We start from the raw sequence: 17,094 nt of genomic DNA, 5'->3' as shown, positions 1-17,094 counted from the left end.
AAATTCCTAGCATAACTGCCGTCACTTGTCAAGTCGAAACTACCCATAGTTGCAGGGCAATCGCTTCACGCTTGCGCTGCATCTCAATACTTGCCGCTTCAGGCCGCTTCGCCGCGCTGTCTCGCCTTTTGACGCTTTCTGCGCGGGCCGCTGATTTCCCACCTTTTGTGGAACCACATCCACTGGCCTGGATCCTCGCGCACCCAGCGCTCGACCACGTCGTTGAGCAGCTGGGTGGTGCCGTGGACGTCGACACTGCCTCCGGCGGTGCGCGGCAAGGTCAGTTTGCCCTCGATCTCGAGCCGGAAGCGGTTGCCCGGCAAGCGCACGCAGCGCGCCGGATAGACATCGCAGTCATAGTGCCGCGCCAGGGTGCCCAGAACCCGGTTGCTCTCGCATGGGCGGCCGAAGAATGTCGTTTCGAGCCCGCTCGAGAATTTCTGGTCGACGAGCACGCCGATATTGCCGCCTTTCTCCAGAATGGCCGCCAGCGCGAATGAAGCGCCGGTCGAAGAGGGCAGAAGCGACCCCATGGTCGAGCGGCGAGTCGAGAGGATGTAGTCGGCAAGGTAAGGGTTATTGGGCGGGCGAAACAGCGCCGTGATGTTCATGCCGAAAGTGGCTGCCGCCACCGGAAGCAGTTCGAAGTTGCCGAGATGCCCCGTGAAGATGATATGCGGCTTCTGTTCCTCGGCGATATGCACGAAGTGCTCGACCCCCTTGACCTCGACGCGGCCCGGTTTCGTCGCGGCGGGATCGTAGTCGAACAGGGCGTCGAGAAAAATGTATTCTGCGGCGAGGCGGGCCATGTTGCCCCACATATCGGACGCGATGGCCTGGATTTCGCTGTCGCTCTTGCCCGGGTAGGCGTTGCGCAGATTGGCGATGGCGACATTGTGGCGTCCCACCCACGGACCAATGCGGCGGGCGGCTCGGTCGGCGAAATTGAGCGCCCTGTCGACCGGCAGCAGACGCAGCAGCCAAATTATCGTCATCGCGGCGCGCGCAAGCAGCCAATAGTTGAACTGGCGCAGCCGCCTGCCGTGACGGAACGCCAAGTCCCGGCGGAGCTTCTTGAAGGTGTTGCCGACCATGCCTAGCCCATGATGTTTTTAGACAGCAACATCATGGTCAGCCGACGCGCAGGATGATCTTGCCGAACACGTCGCGGCCTTCCATGCGCTTCAGCGCGGCGTCGATGCTGTCGAAGCCGACTTCGGTGTCGATAACCGGAGAAACCAGCCCCGCCGCCATTTTCTGCATGGCGTCGGCCATGTTTTGCATACGGCAGCCGAAGGAGCCGAGCAGCTTCAGCTGCTGCTGGAACAATTGCATCAGATTGATCTGCGTCGAGACGCCCGAGGTCGAGCCGCAGGTCACCAGGCGACCGCCGCGTTTCAGGCACAGCATCGAGGCGGCAAAGGTGTCGGCGCCGACATGCTCGAAGACGACATCGACGCCCTTCTTTTTCGTTAGCTTGCGCACGATGCCTTCGAAACGGTCCTCGCGATAGTTGATGACGTGGTCGGCGCCAAGCGCCTTCGCCTTGTCGATCTTGTCGTTCGAGCCGACCGTGGTGATCACAGTGCAGCCCATTTTCTTTGCCAGCTGGATCGCGGCGGAGCCGATGCCCGAGCCGCCGGCATGGATAAGGATGATCTCCCCGGGCTGCAGCCTGGCATTGTCGAACAGCATGTGTTCGACCGTGCCGAAGGTGACGGGCGCGACGGCCGCGCCGATGTCCGTCACGCCGGGCGGCGCGGGGACCAGCAGGCGCGCCGGCAGGTTGATCTTCTCTTGCGCGAAGCCATCGAGATGGAAGCCGTGAACGCCCGAGACATTATCGCAGAGATTGTCGCGGCCTTCGCGGCAGGCGCGGCAAAGCCCGCAGGTGCGCGCGCCGTAGATCGACACAAGCTGTCCGGGTACAAGGCTGGAGACGCCGCGGCCGACCGCCTCGACCTCGCCGGAAGCTTCGGCGCCGACGACCAGCGGCAGCTTGCGCTTGGCGAAGGCCATGCCGCGCCAGCCCCAGACGTCGATATGATTGAGCGCCACGGCTTTGATGCGCAGCGTCACTTCGCCCAGCGCAGGCTGCGGCGGAGGCGGCAGGTCCACCGTTTCAAGGCGGCGGTCCTCGATAAGTTGCAATGCGCGCATTGAGCCTGTCGGTTCTGTTGAGCGGGAAAAGGCTCGCTTAGACTGGTTCCCGCGCCATGACAAGGCAGGTGTTCTGGCCGCCGAAGCCGAAGGAGTTCGACAGCACCGTGCCGACCTCGGCGTTGCGCTTCTTGTTCGGTACCACGTCGAGCACGATCGCCGGATCGGGATTGTCGTAATTGATGGTCGGCGGGATCACGCTCTCGCGCATGGTCATCAGCGAAAACGCGGCCTCGACGGCGCCGGCGGCCGACAGCGTGTGGCCGATCATCGACTTGTTCGACGAGATCGGCATCGAGCCGATCCGCTCGCCGAACACGGTCGACAGCGACAGATGCTCCATCTTGTCGTTTTCCGGCGTCGAGGTGCCATGAGCATTGACATAATCGATCTCGTCCTCGCCCAAGCCGGCATCGGCGAGGGCGGCGCGAACGGCGGCGATCGCCGGCGAACCGTCCGGCTTCGAGCGGGTGCGGTGGAAATCGTCGGCCTTCTCGCCGCAGCCGCGCAGGATGCCGAGAATGGTCGCGCCGCGGGCCAGTGCGGCCTGCAGCGATTCCAGCACAAGCGCGCCCGAGCCCTCGGCCAGCACGAAGCCGTCGCGATCTTTGGAAAACGGCTTGGACGCCCTTTCGGGGATGTCGTTATGCGTGGAGAGCGCCGAAAGCAGCGAGAAACGGATCAGCGCCTCGGCCGTTGCCGAGCCGTCGGCGCCGATGGACAGCGCCCTGTCGCATTCGCCGCGGCGGATCGCCTCGACGCCGAGTTGGATCGAGGTGGCGCCCGAGGCGCAGGCCGTCGACAGCGTGATCGGCAGGCCGCGCGTCCCAAAACGGTCGGCGAGCCGGTCGGCGATCGAACCGAACTGGGTGGTTTCGAAAACATCGAGTTCCTTCAAGCCGCGCGCCACGCGAAGCAGCCGTTCGGCGCCGATGTCGTGCTTGTCGGAATTGTAGAGCGAAAAGCGCTCGCTCCAGTCGAGTTCGACCGGCGGCGAGGCGAGGAAAAGCGGCCCGCCGAAATCGCCCGAATCAAGGCCGGCTTCGGCCACGGCTTCCTGCGCGGCGATCTCGGCGAGATCGTAGGTAAGAAGACTGGCGCCCTTGGAGCTCGACGGCAGGAAATCGACCATGCCGGAGATACGGGTGTTCAGATGGTCAACCGGAAAGCGGGTGATCGGATGGATGCCGGACTTGCCCGCGGTGAGCGCTGCCCAATTGTCGGCCTTGCCGACACCCAGCGAAGTCACCACGCCGATACCGGTGACGGCGACGATCGGCCTGCCCATGTGGTCGTTCAGATTGGCCATGACTTGTCCCGGATCTTTAATCGGCGGCGTTGACCAACGCCAAGCCCTCGAATTGGTGATAGCCGACCGCCGTTGCAAGGACGGTCCTGGGAATGCCGTTGAACGGCTTCTCGGTGGCGGGGTCAAAAGCCGGGTAGGCGGCCTTACGTTCGACAGCCAGTGCCGCCAGCGCCACGGCGAAGGGAAACTGTGCTTCCTTCATGTGGCCGGTCAGCGTCGAAAAGCCGCGTGCGGCAATCGCCGGATTGGCGTCGAGCGCCGATTTCTCGGCAGCAGTAGCGGTATGGGCACCCGAAGCGCCCGAAATCGTCAGCAACTCGCCGTTCGGCAATGCCGCCTGCCTGAGCAGGGCGGCAATCTCGGCATCGAGTTCGCCCTGCCGGCGTTTTGCGCGTCCGGATATGACCGGGCCGAGTTCGGCATAGATCTTTCGCCCGCGGCTGATCGCATGTTCGCGCTGTTCCAGGACAAGAAACGCGCCGCCTGATCCAGTCACCACGCCACCGCCTTGCAGGCCTTGTCTCTGCCAGACCGGCCTCCAGGGGCCGCGATGCAGATAGCCGGCCAGTTCATAGCCAAGCAGCATGTCCGAATGCTCGGTCTGGAAGGCGCCGCCGACCAGGATATGCGTCGACTGGCCGGAGCGGATACGTGCGGCGGCGGTCTCGACGGCAGCGACGCCGGCGCCTTCCTCGCCCATGAAGGTGCGCGACGAGCCGGTCACCTTGTGAACGATCGAGATGTTGCCGGCGAGCAGGTTGGAAAGCTGCGCCAGAAACAGCGTCGGCCGCAACTCGGTGGTCAGTTTCTCGTTGAGCAGGACGTCACGGTCGTTGCGGCTTTCCGAAGCGGCGAGAATGTCGGCGTCGACGGTTTCGTCGCGCTCGCCGCCGCCGGCAGCCACCACCATGTCCATGGTCGTGCAAAGTTCGTCATTGCCCTTGATGCCGGCGTCGTCGAGCGCCATGCCGGCGGCGTAGGTGCCGAGCCTTTGCCAGGTTTCCATCTGCCGCTGGTCGCCGCGCTTGGCGATCTGCAGGTTCCAGTCGATCTCCGGCAGCGGGTGGATGGTGTAGGGCGAGAAGCGCGATGCTTCGAGCACGGGTTCCCGGCCGGGCTGGGCGAGTTTGCGCCAATGCGCATCCGGACCTTCGCCCAGCGAAGAGACAAGGCCGATGCCTGATATGACGACGTGGTGGGGACTCATGGGCGGTTGTTGTGGGTCAGGTTTGAAGGCGCATCAAGATCGCGGGCCGAACCATTTCAGGCGTTCTTGGCCGCGACCAGAGCGTCGATCTTGGCGCACAGGTTCTTCATGACGAAGTAATCGTCGGTCGAGGCCTTGCCGTCATTGACCTCTTGCGTCCACTTTTCCAGCGGCACCTTGATGCCGAATTCCTTGTCGATGGCAAAGACGATGTCGAGGAAGTCGAGGCTGTCGATGCCGAGATCGTCGATAGTGTGGCTTTCAGGGGTGATCGTGTCGATATCGATCTCACTGGTGTCGGCGATGATCTTGGCGACTTTGTCGAACGTGGTGGACAAGGGCTTTTCCTTTGGTTGCGGGCGGAATCTGTCCGCATGTGTTTGCGCGCTGTCTAATCGGTTTTTCCGGGCAGGAAAAGGGCCTGATACGCCGGGCGCAGATGGGGTGGCTGTTCTGCCAGGGCAATAGGGTCGCGGGAACCTCCCGGCGATATACCGCAACCATCCCATCTCTGGTCATTGCGTGAAGGTGCTCAGGGCCTTGGCCGAACATCGCGACATGAGCCTGAGTGACGTCGTCGAAGGCATCGTGCTTTTGAAAGCCAGACGCCGTTTTCCCCGGTGACCCTGGAAACGATCGGCCAATTGAAGCGCATCTACGGGCTGGAGCTTGGCGCAGCGGACAGCCACGGTCTGGCGGAAACCGGCGGGGAGGAGGATGACGAACCATCTTGAGCGCAGCCACGGCATCGTGCTTTCGGGGCCGATGCTTTTCCCGTGTAGCGAACGCGAACGTCCGTTCAGGGCAGCGAGCGGCGCGACTGAATTTGCCACAGCTACGTACCTTGCCGATGTCGATTCCGGCCACGACGCGCAGTATCATTAACGTGGGAGAAGTAGAGAGACATTGGCACGAGGTGCGAAAAAGCAACGCCAATACAGCTGATTAGTTACGACGTAGGTACTCTCGCAGATATGGTATTGGCCGTCCGGGGATTCCTGTACACGGTCCCGGGGGATGATGAAATTATGCGGCAAGTAAGTGTAACCACCGTCTATCCTGGACCGTACCGAAGACCGTGGTATGGCGCGGCAATCAGAACCACCGCAACACTTGAATTTCGTCTGTGGGTCAACCTTGTCCTCGTACCAATCGTGGGCGCTAGCGGCTGTCGCGGTTGCGATACACATTGCCGTGAAGATTAATCTTCGCATGGCATTCCTCAAGTATTTGGCAGCCGCTGCTCGTTCGAGCGTCTATGTATATTAGCGTTCCATTAAAAATACCATTGGCCCCCGACCGACTAACGCAGCTCCAGCAAGCGACGCTCGCAACTGAAAGACCGCAACGGTTCATGGCTTCCCCTTCAACTTTCTCCGAACAATGGCAAAGAAGGGTCGGAACCGGTATTCCGCTTAGGGTACCAGCGCTAGATTTTCACCACTAGCGAACGCTTCAACCGTCTCCAGTGCAGATTAGAAGGTGACTCGGCCGAGCACGCGCAGGCCGTCGCCTTGCAGCTCGACGATCACGGCTTCGCCTTCGCGCGGCGAGATGCCGGTCAGAGCCATGATGTTCTCCAGATGGGTGACCATGACCACATTGTCGGAACCGGAATAGCCGCGGATCTCGTTCATGATCGCCTCGAGCTGGGTGCCTTTCTCGCTCGCGTCTGTCTTCAGCAGGTCAAGCGGCGCGAACGGTTCGGGTTCCGCTCTGAAAGCGATGCGGGCCGTGTCGAGGCAGCGGCAATAGCGGCTGGACAGCATGCGCTCGATGGGCGCGGCGCGGGCGGCGAACAGCGCGCCGATCTTGCGCGCCTGCTGCTTGCCGCGCACCGAGAGATTGACCTGGGTCGCGCATTTCTCGATGTCGAAATTCGCCGGATCGGTGGTGCCGGTGACCATGGCATGGCGAAGCAGCACCACATGTCCGCCGTCGCGCAACAGCGCCCAGCCGGCTTCAGTCGCATGGGCCGACGCGGGAATGACGAGCAGCAATAGCGCCAGCACAAATCGAAGCATCAAACGTCCTTTTCCGGTCACCGGAGGTGGGTTCCGGTGACCGCATATAGGGACGGCAAAGCCGGCCGAAAAACAAGGCACGACCAATCCCGGCTGTTTGTGAGAACAGACCGCTTCGTAAGGCGGGGTGATTGCGCTGCAATCCCGGCTCGCCTATCAGGAGAAAAATGTCTCCACTCATCGAAACCGTCCTTTTTGTCTTCGGCCTTGTCGCGCTCGGCTATCTGGCCGGGCTCACCGGCTATCTGAAGGCCGAGGCGGGCGAGGCCATCGCCGAATTCGCCGTCGGGGTGGCCATGCCGCTGCTTCTGTTCCGCACCATGGTCAATGCCGATTTCCATGGTGCCGCGCCCTGGTCGTTCTGGGGAGCCTATTTCGCGGCCGCGGCAGTCACTTGGGCCGCAGGCCATCTGGTCATCACGAGGGTATTCGGGCGCGACGCGCGTGCGGGGGTCGTCGGCGGCGTGTCGTCGGCTTTTTCCAATCTCGTCCTGCTCGGTATCCCGTTCGTCCTCGGCACATTCGGGCCAAGTGGATTCGAAGTGCTGTCGCTGCTGATTTCCGTGCATCTGCCGACGATGATCATGGCGTCGATCATCTTGTTTGAAATCTTTGGCCGCGGTGACGAGCATGTGCATCCGCTGCGCATCATCCGGCGCTTCTTTCGAAAGCTGCTCTCCAATCCGCTGATCATCGGCATCCTGGCCGGATGGGTATGGCGTATCACCGGCCTGCCACTGCCGGGGCTGGCCGTCCGGCTGGTCGACGCATTGGCCAACATCGCCGGACCGGTCGCGCTGTTTGCCATGGGGCTTGGCCTGTGCCGTTTCGGCATCTCCGGCAACGTGCGGCCGGCGCTGGCGCTGTCGGCGCTGAAGCTGTTGCTGATGCCGGCCGTTGCACTCGGCCTGGTCTGGCTGTTCGGGCTGCCGCCGCTGTCAGCGAAGGTCACGGTCGTGGCCGCCGCGCTGCCATCCGGGGTCAATTCCTACTTGATTGCGACGCAGTTCAACACCGGCCAGGCATTGGCATCGAACCAGATGACCATCGCCACCGCCTGCGCGGTCGTCACCACGGCGTTCTGGCTGACGGTCGTCGTCCACGTGTTTGGATAGCAACGTGTTTGGATAGCAATTTGGGCGCAAGTTGGCCTCGCCTTGCGCTGGCCCAAACCCTATATGCCATCTTGCGATTGATTGCGGGGCTTGCCCTAGGTAAAGAGCAGTGGCTCCAGGCGTGCCGGCACCGATGCCATTGCGCACGCCCACCAAAGAAATCCAGATAGCGGCCCGTCAGCGCGCCGAACGGAGGCTAGACCATGCTTCAGAAAACCAGCCATTTCATGCGCCAGGCCAATCTCATCAATGGCGAGTGGGTGCAGGCCGACAGCGGCCAGACGGTCGACGTCAACAATCCGGCCACCGGCCTCAAGATCGGCACTGTGCCGAAGTCGGGCAGGGTCGAGACGCGCCGCGCCATCGAAGCCGCCGACGCCGCTTTCAAGACATGGCGCAAGACCACTGCGCTCGAGCGTTCGAAGTTGTTGCGTAAGCTGCATGACGCGATGATGGACAATCAGGATGTGCTGGCCGAGCTGCTGACCATCGAGCAGGGCAAGTCGCTGTTCGAATCGAAGGGCGAGATCGGTTCGGCCGCCTCCTACATCCTGTGGTTTGCCGAAGAAGGCCGCCGCACCTATGGCGATGTCGTGCCGTCGCCCTGGGCGGACCGCCGCATCCTGGTGACCAAGGAGCCGGTCGGCGTCATCGCCGCCATCACGCCGTGGAATTTCCCGTCCTCGATGCTGGCCCGCAAGCTCGGCCCGGCGCTTGCCGCCGGCTGCACCGCGGTGGTCAAACCGGCCTCGCAGACGCCTTATTCCGGCCTCGCCTGGGGCGCGCTCGCCGAGGAAGTCGGCTTCCCTAAAGGCGTCATCAACATCCTGACCGGCGCCGCCGGCGAGATCGGCGACGAGATCTGCGCCAACCCGCTGGTCAAGAAGATCACCTTCACCGGCTCGACCGAGGTCGGCAAGATCCTGATCCAGAAGTCGTCCGTTACCGTCAAGAAGGTCTCGATGGAGCTCGGCGGCAACGCGCCGTTCCTCGTCTTCGACGATGCCGACATCGAACGTGCCGTCGCCGGCGCGATCACCGCCAAGTACCGCAATTCCGGCCAGACCTGCGTCTGCACCAACCGCTTCCTGGTTCAGGCCGGCGTCTACGACAAGTTCGTCGAGAAGCTCGCCGCTGCCAGCAACGAGCTGAAGGTCGGTTCCGGCCTCGAAGATGGCGTGCAGCAGGGGCCGCTGATCGATGAGAAGGCAGTCGAGAAGGTTGAGGAACTGATCGCTGACGCCACCGCCAAGGGCGGCAAGGTCGTCGCCGGCGGCAAGCGCCATGCGCTCGGCGGTTCGTTCTTCCAGCCGACGGTGATCGCCGACGCGACGCCGAAGATGCGCTTCATGAAGGAAGAGATTTTTGGCCCGGTCGCGCCGGTGTTCAAGTTCGAAACCGAAGAGGAAGCCGTGGCGCTTGCCAACGACACCGAATTCGGCCTCGCCTGCTATTTCTACACCGGCGATCTCGGCCGCGCCTTCCGGGTCATGGAAGGGCTGAAATACGGCATGGTCGGCGTCAATGAAGGCCTCATCACCACGCCTGAGGCGCCGTTTGGCGGCGTCAAGGAATCGGGCCTCGGCAAGGAAGGCGGACATCAGGGCATCGAGGATTATCTCGACACCAAATATGTCTGCATCGGCGGCCTCGGCCTCTGATTTGGCAGGGCCTGTTGACCGTCAACAGACCCAAGCCGGCCCGAGAGGCCAGGCGGGGATGGATCAACCAACTGGCGTTTCGGGCATGGCGATGAAAGACGGCGAGGTCTTCGGTACGACGCAAGCGGGTGAGGCCGTCCGCCGCTTCACCATCCGCGGCGGCGGCCTCACCGCCAACATCATCGGGCTGGGCGCCATCGTCCAGGATCTGCGCCTGGCCGGGCACGATGCGCCGCTGGTGCTCGGCTATGGCAATTTCGAATCTTATGAAACGGATACGGCCTTCTTCGGCGCCGTCGTCGGACGCTATGCCAACCGCATCCGCGATGGCCGCTTCACTATCGCCGGCCAGCGTTACCAGACCGAGCGCAACTTCCTCGACAAGCACACGCTGCATGGCGGCTCGCAAGGTTTTTCGCACCGGCCATGGGAGGTTTCGCTGCATGGCAGGGATTTTGTCACGCTGACACTGCATGATCCCGACGGCACGATGGGCTTTCCCGGGGCGCTCGACGTGACCTGCACCTACAGGTTGAAAATCCCCGGCACGCTCAGCGTCGAGATGACCGCCACCTGCGAGGAGCCGACGCTGTGCAACCTCACCCAGCATTCCTATTTCAACCTGGATGACGGCGGCGCCGGCGATATCCTCGACCACCGGCTGATGCTGAACGCCGGCGCCTATCTTCCGGTCGATGGCGACCTGATCCCGACCGGCGTCGTGAAGCCGGTCGATGGCACGCCGTTCGATTTCCGCCAGGCGCGGCCGCTGCGCATGGAGAGCGAGGGCAAGCAGCTCGCCTACGACCAGAATTTCTGCCTTGCCTCGATGCGTGGGCCGCTCAAGCTGGCATCATGGGCGCAAGGCGCAAATTCCGGCGTCGAGATGGAGCTCTGGACCACCGAGCCGGGCATTCAGCTCTATACCGGCCAGTATCTGGCGCCGCCTTCGCCGGGACTCGAGGGGCGTCATTACAAGGCTTTCTCGAGCTTCTGCCTGGAGCCGCAGGTCTGGCCGGATGCGCCGAACCGGCCGTATTTCCCGCAGGCCACGCTATGGCCGGGCCAGATCTACCATCATGTGACGGAATACCGGTTCCGATTGCCTTAACTCGGACCCGGTATCAGTTTTTCAACGATGCCGTACCTGCTTCGTTAGATGGCCTGGCCGCCGGACACTTCGATCCGCTGGGCATTCACCCAGCGATTATCCTCGGATAACAAGCTGGCGATCATCGGCCCGATATCGTCCGGCATGCCGACGCGGCCGAGCGCGATCATATCCGCGAACACCTTGTTGAGGTCGGGCATGTCACGGACAGCGCCGCCAAGGAAATCAGTTTCGATCGCGCCCGGCGCCACCGTGTTGACCGCGATTCCGCGGGCGCCTAACTCCTTCGCCATGTAAACGCTGAGCACCTCGACCGCGCTCTTCACCGCGGAGTAGGCGGCAAAGCCCGGGTAGGACATCCTGGTGAGGCCCGAGGAGAGGTTTACGATACGTCCGCCGTCCGCGATCAGCGGCAGCAGCTTCTGGGTGAGGAAGAACACGCCCTTGAAGTGGACATTGACCAGCCGGTCAAACTGCGCCTCTGTCGTCTCTGCCATCATTGCCATGTCGCCATGGCCGGCATTGTTCACCAGATGATCGAACGTCTCGCGCTGCCAGGTCTCGCGCAACGCCGCCTGCAGGCGCTCAGTGAAGGAAGCGAAGGTGGCGACGTCGCCGGTGTCAAGTTGCAGGGCGACCGCCCTGCGACCGGTTGCCTGAATCTCCGCGACAACGGCCCGAGCGTCCTCGCTCCGGCTATGGTAGGTGAGGGCAACGTCACCGCCGCGGCGTGCGATGTTGAGTGCGGTGTTGCGCCCGAGTCCGCGGCTGGCGCCAGTGACGAGGGTGATCTTGGTCATGGCCTGCTCCTTTGTTTGCACCACTGCTGTGGCCACGCCGATATCGGCCCGGTGGGCAGGCTTTCGTTGCCGGAAGCTCGACCGTTTTTGCCTAATCCTCCAAAATGCTTTGCGTGTCGGGCAGCAAAGGAATAGCTTCCGTCCATGACCGCGCTCCTCAATGCCGTGCGCCGCTATGCAGACACCAATGCCGACCCAGACGGCATGGCGCACACCCCGATACCGGGTCTCAACACGGTGCGGGCGACGGCGCCCAGCGATCTAGTCTACGACATCTCCCGACCGCTTGCCTGTCTGGTGGTCCAGGGGAGCAAGCACGTCACAATGGGTACTCAAGGCTTCGCCTTCTCAGGCGGAGATTCGCTGCTGATCACTGCGGACGTGCCGACGGTGAGCCAGATCACCCGTGCCAGCATCGCTGCCCCCTACTACTCGCTTGTTCTGGAACTCGACCCGGCGGTCATTGCGGAGCTGAGTGTGCAAATAGGCGCCCAGCATATGGCCGACCACGCGCCCGTGCGGGTTGACCCAACTGACGCTGAGGTCGCCGACGCGGCCCTGCGTTTGATGCGGCTGCTCGATCGCCCGGCATCGGTCCCGGTGCTGCAGGCCCAGCTTGTGCGCGAGATGCACTATTGGCTGCTGGCCGGACGGCACGGGTCGGCGATCCGACGTCTGGGGTGGCCAGACGGTCACGTGCAGCGAGTGGCGCGCGCGGTCGCCGTGCTTCGGGCAGAGTTCGCGCGGCCTTTACCGGTCGAGCGCCTGGCGGCTGTGGCCGGGATGAGTACGTCGTCGTTCCACCAGCACTTTCGCGCAGTAACCTCGCTCTCTCCCCTGCAATTCCAGAAGCAGTTGCGCCTGATTGAGGCGAGGCGGCTGATGCTATCGGAGGGAAAGACTGCGAGCAGCGCGGCGTTCGCGGTCGGCTACGAAAGCGTGTCGCAGTTCACCCGGGAATATGGTCGTCTGTTCGGCCGGACGCCTGTTCGGGATACCAAAGAAGCGAGAGGCAGAACCTGAGCCGCCGCTTGAGGCGCCGATACCCTGGAGGCGCAAAGCAGCCACGAAGCGCGAGCGGATGAGCACGGTCACGCAGCGCCATGCGGTTCGAGCGCAGAGGGGATCACCCGCTTCGGGCGAACGCGCGGCGCCTGTAATCGGCGTTTCCATCGGAATAGCGCCACACTTGTTACTCCCACTGTTTGCTTTCCGGTGCCAAACTATCTCACGCCAACGAGCGATGAGCAGCGAATGGAACCGCGCTTCAGCCATGAGGCGCGGGAATTCGCCCAAATCAGGAGGTATCAAGCCATGACTTCATCAGCCGAGAGCGGACGGAAAAGCGGACAGCCTGCCATGCGCACACCCCCAGTGGTGTTGCCTGAGGCGTGGGAGGCGGCCCGCGAGCGGCTGCTTGTGAAGGAAAAGGCCCAGACCCGCGCCCGTGACGCGCTGGCCGCCGAGCGGCGGCGGATGCCGTGGATGGCCGTGGAGAAGACGTATGCGTTTGAGGGGCCTGACGGAAAGGCCAGCCTGCTCGACCTGTTCGACGGCCGGCGTCAGCTGATCGTCTACCGCGCCTTCTTCGAGCCGGGAGTGTTCGGCTGGCCCGACCACGCTTGCCGCGGCTGCTCCCTGGTAGCCGACCAGGTCGCCCACGTCGCCCACCTGAACGCCCGTGACACCACCCTTGTCTTCGTCTCGCGTGCGCCTCAGGCTGACATCGCGCGGCTGAAGGCGCGGATGGGCTGGAAGATGCCGTGGTACACGCTCACCGACAGCTTCGACGCCGACTTCGGCGTGGACGAGTGGCACGGCCACAACGTGTTCATCCGCGACGGCGATCGCGTGTTCCGCACCTACTTCATCAACAACCGCGGCGACGAGCAGATGGGGAGCACCTGGAATTATCTCGACATCACCCCGCTTGGCCGGCAGGAGGTCTGGGAGGACTCGCCCGAGGGCTATCCCCAGACCCCGACCTACAAGTGGTGGAACTGGCATGATAGCTACGCCGCGGATCCAGCGGCCGACAAGAAGTGGGCCGAGGTGTCGGACGCCGGAGAGGCGGCGTTCCGGGAGGCGAGCACGAAGCAATGAGCCCGGCCTGGTCCGGTGGAGATCGACGGCGGCGACGGTCGGTCGGCTAATACAAAGCCGCTGGACTATTGCTGAGGGAAGCGGCGACGTCTTGCAGGAGCGCAGGTCGCTCCGCCGCCATTCATGCGGACTTGACGACCGAAAATTGGCGTTTGTAGGTGACTGGTCTCGTCCGGAAACTCGCGGCGGGAGCGGGACGGCCGACGTGAAACCCTTGGATTTTATCTATGTCAAATTCGCGTACGAGGGCCATCTGCTCGTCGGTTTCGACCCCTTCGAGCAGGATTTTATGACCGCGATTTCGGACCAGGGCAATAATGTCTTGCAGCATCGCCTTGCCCCTCGGGGTGCCGCAGTCATGTAGAAACGAGCGGTCGATCTTCACCGTATCGAAATCGATTAGACGAAGCCATGAGAGGCCGGCGAAGCCCGTCCCGAAGTCATCGAGCCATATCCTGATCCCTAGCAGTTTCAGGTCGCTGATGCAGCGGAGAACGTCGGAGTGCATCTCCATCTCCAACCCTTCGGTGATTTCGAGGGCCAGCCTGCTACCGGCTACGCCAGTCTCGCTCAAAATGGCCGCAACAGAGGTTGCGAAGCCGGGCGTCTTGAGCTGAATCGGAGAGACGTTGACGCTGACGACACGGACGTGATCGTCCGCCAGAAGCTCAGTGCACACTGTCCTTATTGCCCAGCGCCCAAGCGCCAGGACCGCGCCAGTTCGTTCCGCGACGGGAATGAACAGGCTCGGCGGAACCGATGTACCGTCCAGCATTTTGAGGCGCATCAGAGCCTCGACGGCTTCAACTCGGCCGGACGTGACATTCTGGATGGGCTGATAGACGAGTGAAACGAGATCCTGGCCGATCGCGATCTTCAGCAAAGCCGCAATATTCTCGCTCTCGTCGCTGCTCTGGGGATCGTTTGGATCGAACAGCCAGGTACAATTTCGACCGCCTGCTTTTGCCAGATAGAGTGCGCGATCGGCCTCATGGATGATTTTTTCCAGCTTGGCGCCAGTCTGCGGCCTGGTGAATGCAGCGCCAACGCTCACCGTCACAACCGAGATACCGTCTCTGCGCTGCTCGTGGGGAAGCGCGAGGTTCTCCACCGTGCTTCGAATGGCTTCGGCAATATCTGCGACCTGTTCTCTTTTCTCCATGCGAGCCAGAACAATGAATTCCTCACCGCCGTAGCGGCCGATTGAGCCATTGTGCTGCTTAATCATTTCGGCAAGGGCGTTGGCGACGAGAATCAGGCAGCGGTCGCCTTCTTGATGTCCGTAATAGTCATTGAACCTTTTGAAGAAGTCCACGTCGATGAGGATCGCCACAAAACTGCTGCCAGACCTTTGCCAGTCGCTCCAGTAGTCCCGCAGCTTCTCGTCAATCGCCCGCCGATTCTCCAGACCCGTAAGCGGATCGGTTCTCGACAGATTCAACAGCGCCTGTCCGCGCTCGGTGGCTTCCTTGTGCTGGATTTTGGCTTCGAGGGCATTCAGGAAGACGTTGTAGCGCTCCTCGTTCAGCTTCCAGTTAACGTAAGACGTAAATGTGAAGCATGAAATGTAAAAAGTTCCAAATACCATTTTGTACATTAATGTGGAAGGCACAAAGTAGTTTACGGCATACAGTATTACTAAAATTATTGCAGACGTTACAATAGACAGGCTGAATTTAAACGTGAAGAAGAGATTGGCGCTCATCATGAAGATGGTGCCGAACACCATGTAATAAGAGACGCTTTCCTTGTCTGCACCCATGACCGCTGGGCACAGCCAGCCAACATAGCCAAAGATGATGGCTCCGGCGCAAGTGACGTCAATCCATTCCGTTCCGACGCCCCGGCGAAGTTGTGCCTCCAAGATCAGGAGTGCAGTCACTCCAACCGCGAAGCGTGCCATGATCGTATAGAGTGCCACATCCGGAATCAGCAGCAGATCCGTTGCCGAAAACAGCAGATAGATGGCAACGGCGATCCAAAGCCCTGGCCTGGCATCCATTCTTCGCTTCGCTTGGCCTTCCTCTCGGTAGAGGTTGCGAAGCTCGTCGGACCGCGGCTCGTAGCGCGGTTCGAACGGTTCCGCATGGGCTATATCGGCCAATGCGGATGACGCGCATTCGTTCGTCACCACAAACCCCATCTGAACGGGACTTTGTATTCCGAACTCATTTCTAGCTTCTGCCCCCAACGCCGGCCGACTCCTCAGGCGCGACAGCGATTGCGGCGCCTCGCAAACAATTATGCAGTCGCGCAAATAGGTTTTCGTTAACTCGTATCCGGAATCCCACCCGCAAGGCGTCCAAAGAACCAGCATGGTTGGCGGGAAATTAACGACACCGCTAAAATGCCGGGGATGTGGCTTGGCAAAGGTAAAATTTTACGCAATATCTAAATAATATCTAGCTAATTTTAACTATGGGGTTATGTGGTGGCAACCATCCTTGATGGCAAAAGTCTGATTACTGCCGAGATGATCGCCGCCAGTCTCCCTCGAGGAAAGCTCGAGCATCATCGCGAAGCGTTCGAAACTGCTCGCGTAGAGCTTGCGCTCATTCTTCACACGACACACCAGCAAATCGAGCAACGAAAGGATCCCGCGGAGATCATTCGTCGTCTGATGGCGCACCTCGAAGCAACCCGTTCCAAGGTTCATCCAGACGTTTGGCAAGCATTGATACCCGTGGTGCAGAACCACCCGGTCCTGGAGTACTTTCTTGAGGATCCGCTCACGCGGTGGTCCCATGACAAGCCCAGAGGTTATTCTGGCGACGCGCAGTTGCTCGACTATATCTATTGTGATCCGCACGTGGCCGAGAGCGTGGCGAACGCCTCGGAAATCGGCAAGGCGCTCTATAGCCATACCAAGGATGTACCGTCGTGCATCGCGGCACGGGAACGACGCGATCTTTTAACCCGATATGTCGATGAGATTGCGACCAAGAATGGACCGGAGGCCGAGGTACTGGCGATCGCGGCCGGCCATTTAAGGGAGGCCAATCGCTCGACCGCCTTACAGGAGGGCCGTCTCAAGCGCTGGGTTGCGCTCGATCAGGATCCTCAGAGCGTTGGATTGATCACGCGCGACTTCCAGGGCACCGCGGTAGAGGCCATCGACGGTTCGGTACGAACCATGCTCACGCGGGGCCACAAGCTTGGCAAGTTCGACTTCATCTACGCCTCTGGCCTTTACGACTACCTTGCGCACAACGTCGCCGTGAAGCTCACGAAAACCTGTCTGCAGATGTTGAAGCCGAACGGGACATTCCTCTTCGCGAACTACGCAGAGGGCAACCCTGACGCCGGCTACCGGGAGACGTTCATGAACTGGGTGTTGCTGCTGCGGTCGGAGGCCGATATGTGGAACATCATCAACGCCAGCGTCGACCGCAACACCGTCGAGGCGCAGGTGTTCTTTGGCGAGAACCGCAACGTCCTATATGGCGTCATCGAAAAGCGCGGATAGCGACCGCGTTGGGCTGCAAGGTTGTCGCCCATTGGCGGCAGCCAGTCTGATTGCGGTTTGACCCTAAAGCAAAGTGTGTCGCGCTTGACCGGCCTCACGCGACACGCTTTACTTTAGGTTGTTGTTATATGCATGTCG

Annotated in this window: 15 protein-coding genes; 7 read left to right on the top strand and 8 right to left on the bottom strand. The window is 61.6% G+C overall.

Annotated elements, in window-relative coordinates:
* Positions 1 to 98: 98 nt before the first annotated feature.
* Genes ACWUKX_RS04455 through ACWUKX_RS04435 form a run of 5 tightly spaced genes read right to left on the bottom strand, consistent with a single transcriptional unit; the run spans position 99 to position 5,014 of the window.
* Positions 99 to 1,094, bottom strand: a complete 996-nt coding sequence (locus ACWUKX_RS04455) for a lipid A biosynthesis lauroyl acyltransferase (RefSeq protein WP_456004282.1) — start codon at positions 1,092 to 1,094, stop codon at positions 99 to 101.
* Between the two features lie 37 nt (positions 1,095 to 1,131).
* Positions 1,132 to 2,160 (bottom strand): zinc-binding dehydrogenase, encoded by a 1,029-nt coding sequence (locus ACWUKX_RS04450; RefSeq protein ID WP_456004280.1) that lies wholly within the window; start codon positions 2,158 to 2,160, stop codon positions 1,132 to 1,134.
* 37 nt (positions 2,161 to 2,197) lie between these two features.
* Positions 2,198 to 3,469, bottom strand: a complete 1,272-nt coding sequence (locus ACWUKX_RS04445) for a beta-ketoacyl-ACP synthase (RefSeq protein WP_029351831.1) — start codon at positions 3,467 to 3,469, stop codon at positions 2,198 to 2,200.
* Between the two features lie 16 nt (positions 3,470 to 3,485).
* The gene (locus ACWUKX_RS04440; protein ID WP_456004278.1) at positions 3,486 to 4,676 is read right to left on the bottom strand and encodes a beta-ketoacyl-ACP synthase; all 1,191 of its coding nucleotides are present in this window, start codon (positions 4,674 to 4,676) and stop codon (positions 3,486 to 3,488) included.
* Between the two features lie 56 nt (positions 4,677 to 4,732).
* Positions 4,733 to 5,014, bottom strand: coding sequence for an acyl carrier protein (locus ACWUKX_RS04435; protein ID WP_006335407.1), 282 nt, complete (start codon positions 5,012 to 5,014; stop codon positions 4,733 to 4,735).
* A 379-nt stretch (positions 5,015 to 5,393) separates the two neighbouring features.
* Here ACWUKX_RS04435 and ACWUKX_RS04430 point away from each other — a divergent pair, with 379 nt between their 5' ends.
* Positions 5,394 to 5,561: a hypothetical protein gene (locus ACWUKX_RS04430; protein ID WP_166487936.1), complete on the top strand. Its 168-nt coding sequence runs from the start codon at positions 5,394 to 5,396 to the stop codon at positions 5,559 to 5,561.
* 590 nt (positions 5,562 to 6,151) lie between these two features.
* Here the strand turns inward: ACWUKX_RS04430 and ACWUKX_RS04425 are convergent.
* Positions 6,152 to 6,700 (bottom strand): histidine phosphatase family protein, encoded by a 549-nt coding sequence (locus tag ACWUKX_RS04425; protein ID WP_456004891.1) that lies wholly within the window; start codon positions 6,698 to 6,700, stop codon positions 6,152 to 6,154.
* A 167-nt stretch (positions 6,701 to 6,867) separates the two neighbouring features.
* On the opposite strand from ACWUKX_RS04425, the gene ACWUKX_RS04420 reads away from it, so the two are divergent.
* The 3 genes from ACWUKX_RS04420 (at position 6,868) to ACWUKX_RS04410 (ending at position 10,587) form a co-directional block, all read left to right on the top strand.
* On the top strand, positions 6,868 to 7,815 hold the full coding sequence (locus ACWUKX_RS04420; protein ID WP_456004274.1) for an AEC family transporter: 948 nt from the start codon (positions 6,868 to 6,870) through the stop codon (positions 7,813 to 7,815).
* A gap of 203 nt (positions 7,816 to 8,018) precedes the next feature.
* A complete protein-coding gene (locus tag ACWUKX_RS04415) occupies positions 8,019 to 9,476 on the top strand; it encodes an NAD-dependent succinate-semialdehyde dehydrogenase (RefSeq protein WP_065012184.1) in 1,458 nt (485 codons plus the stop codon).
* A gap of 85 nt (positions 9,477 to 9,561) precedes the next feature.
* Positions 9,562 to 10,587 carry an aldose epimerase family protein gene (locus ACWUKX_RS04410; RefSeq protein WP_456004272.1) on the top strand — a complete coding sequence of 342 codons (1,026 nt, stop codon included), beginning with the start codon at positions 9,562 to 9,564 and terminating at the stop codon, positions 10,585 to 10,587.
* Between the two features lie 44 nt (positions 10,588 to 10,631).
* On the opposite strand, the gene ACWUKX_RS04405 is transcribed toward ACWUKX_RS04410, so the two are convergent.
* Positions 10,632 to 11,387 (bottom strand): SDR family oxidoreductase, encoded by a 756-nt coding sequence (locus ACWUKX_RS04405; protein WP_456004270.1) that lies wholly within the window; start codon positions 11,385 to 11,387, stop codon positions 10,632 to 10,634.
* 144 nt (positions 11,388 to 11,531) lie between these two features.
* On the opposite strand from ACWUKX_RS04405, the gene ACWUKX_RS04400 reads away from it, so the two are divergent.
* Positions 11,532 to 12,410 (top strand): AraC family transcriptional regulator N-terminal domain-containing protein, encoded by an 879-nt coding sequence (locus ACWUKX_RS04400; RefSeq protein ID WP_456004268.1) that lies wholly within the window; start codon positions 11,532 to 11,534, stop codon positions 12,408 to 12,410.
* Positions 12,411 to 12,701: 291 nt separating this feature from the next.
* Positions 12,702 to 13,490, top strand: coding sequence for a DUF899 domain-containing protein (locus tag ACWUKX_RS04395; protein ID WP_456004889.1), 789 nt, complete (start codon positions 12,702 to 12,704; stop codon positions 13,488 to 13,490).
* 121 nt (positions 13,491 to 13,611) lie between these two features.
* Here ACWUKX_RS04395 and ACWUKX_RS04390 read toward each other — a convergent pair whose 3' ends face one another.
* A complete protein-coding gene (locus tag ACWUKX_RS04390) occupies positions 13,612 to 15,633 on the bottom strand; it encodes a putative bifunctional diguanylate cyclase/phosphodiesterase (protein WP_456004886.1) in 2,022 nt (673 codons plus the stop codon).
* A 288-nt stretch (positions 15,634 to 15,921) separates the two neighbouring features.
* On the opposite strand from ACWUKX_RS04390, the gene ACWUKX_RS04385 reads away from it, so the two are divergent.
* Positions 15,922 to 16,956: a class I SAM-dependent methyltransferase gene (locus tag ACWUKX_RS04385; RefSeq protein WP_456004266.1), complete on the top strand. Its 1,035-nt coding sequence runs from the start codon at positions 15,922 to 15,924 to the stop codon at positions 16,954 to 16,956.
* Positions 16,957 to 17,094: the final 138 nt, after the last annotated feature.

It is taken from the genome of Mesorhizobium sp. f-mel (genome assembly GCF_053850215.1).
This window is presented reverse-complemented; position numbering and strand designations above follow the sequence as displayed.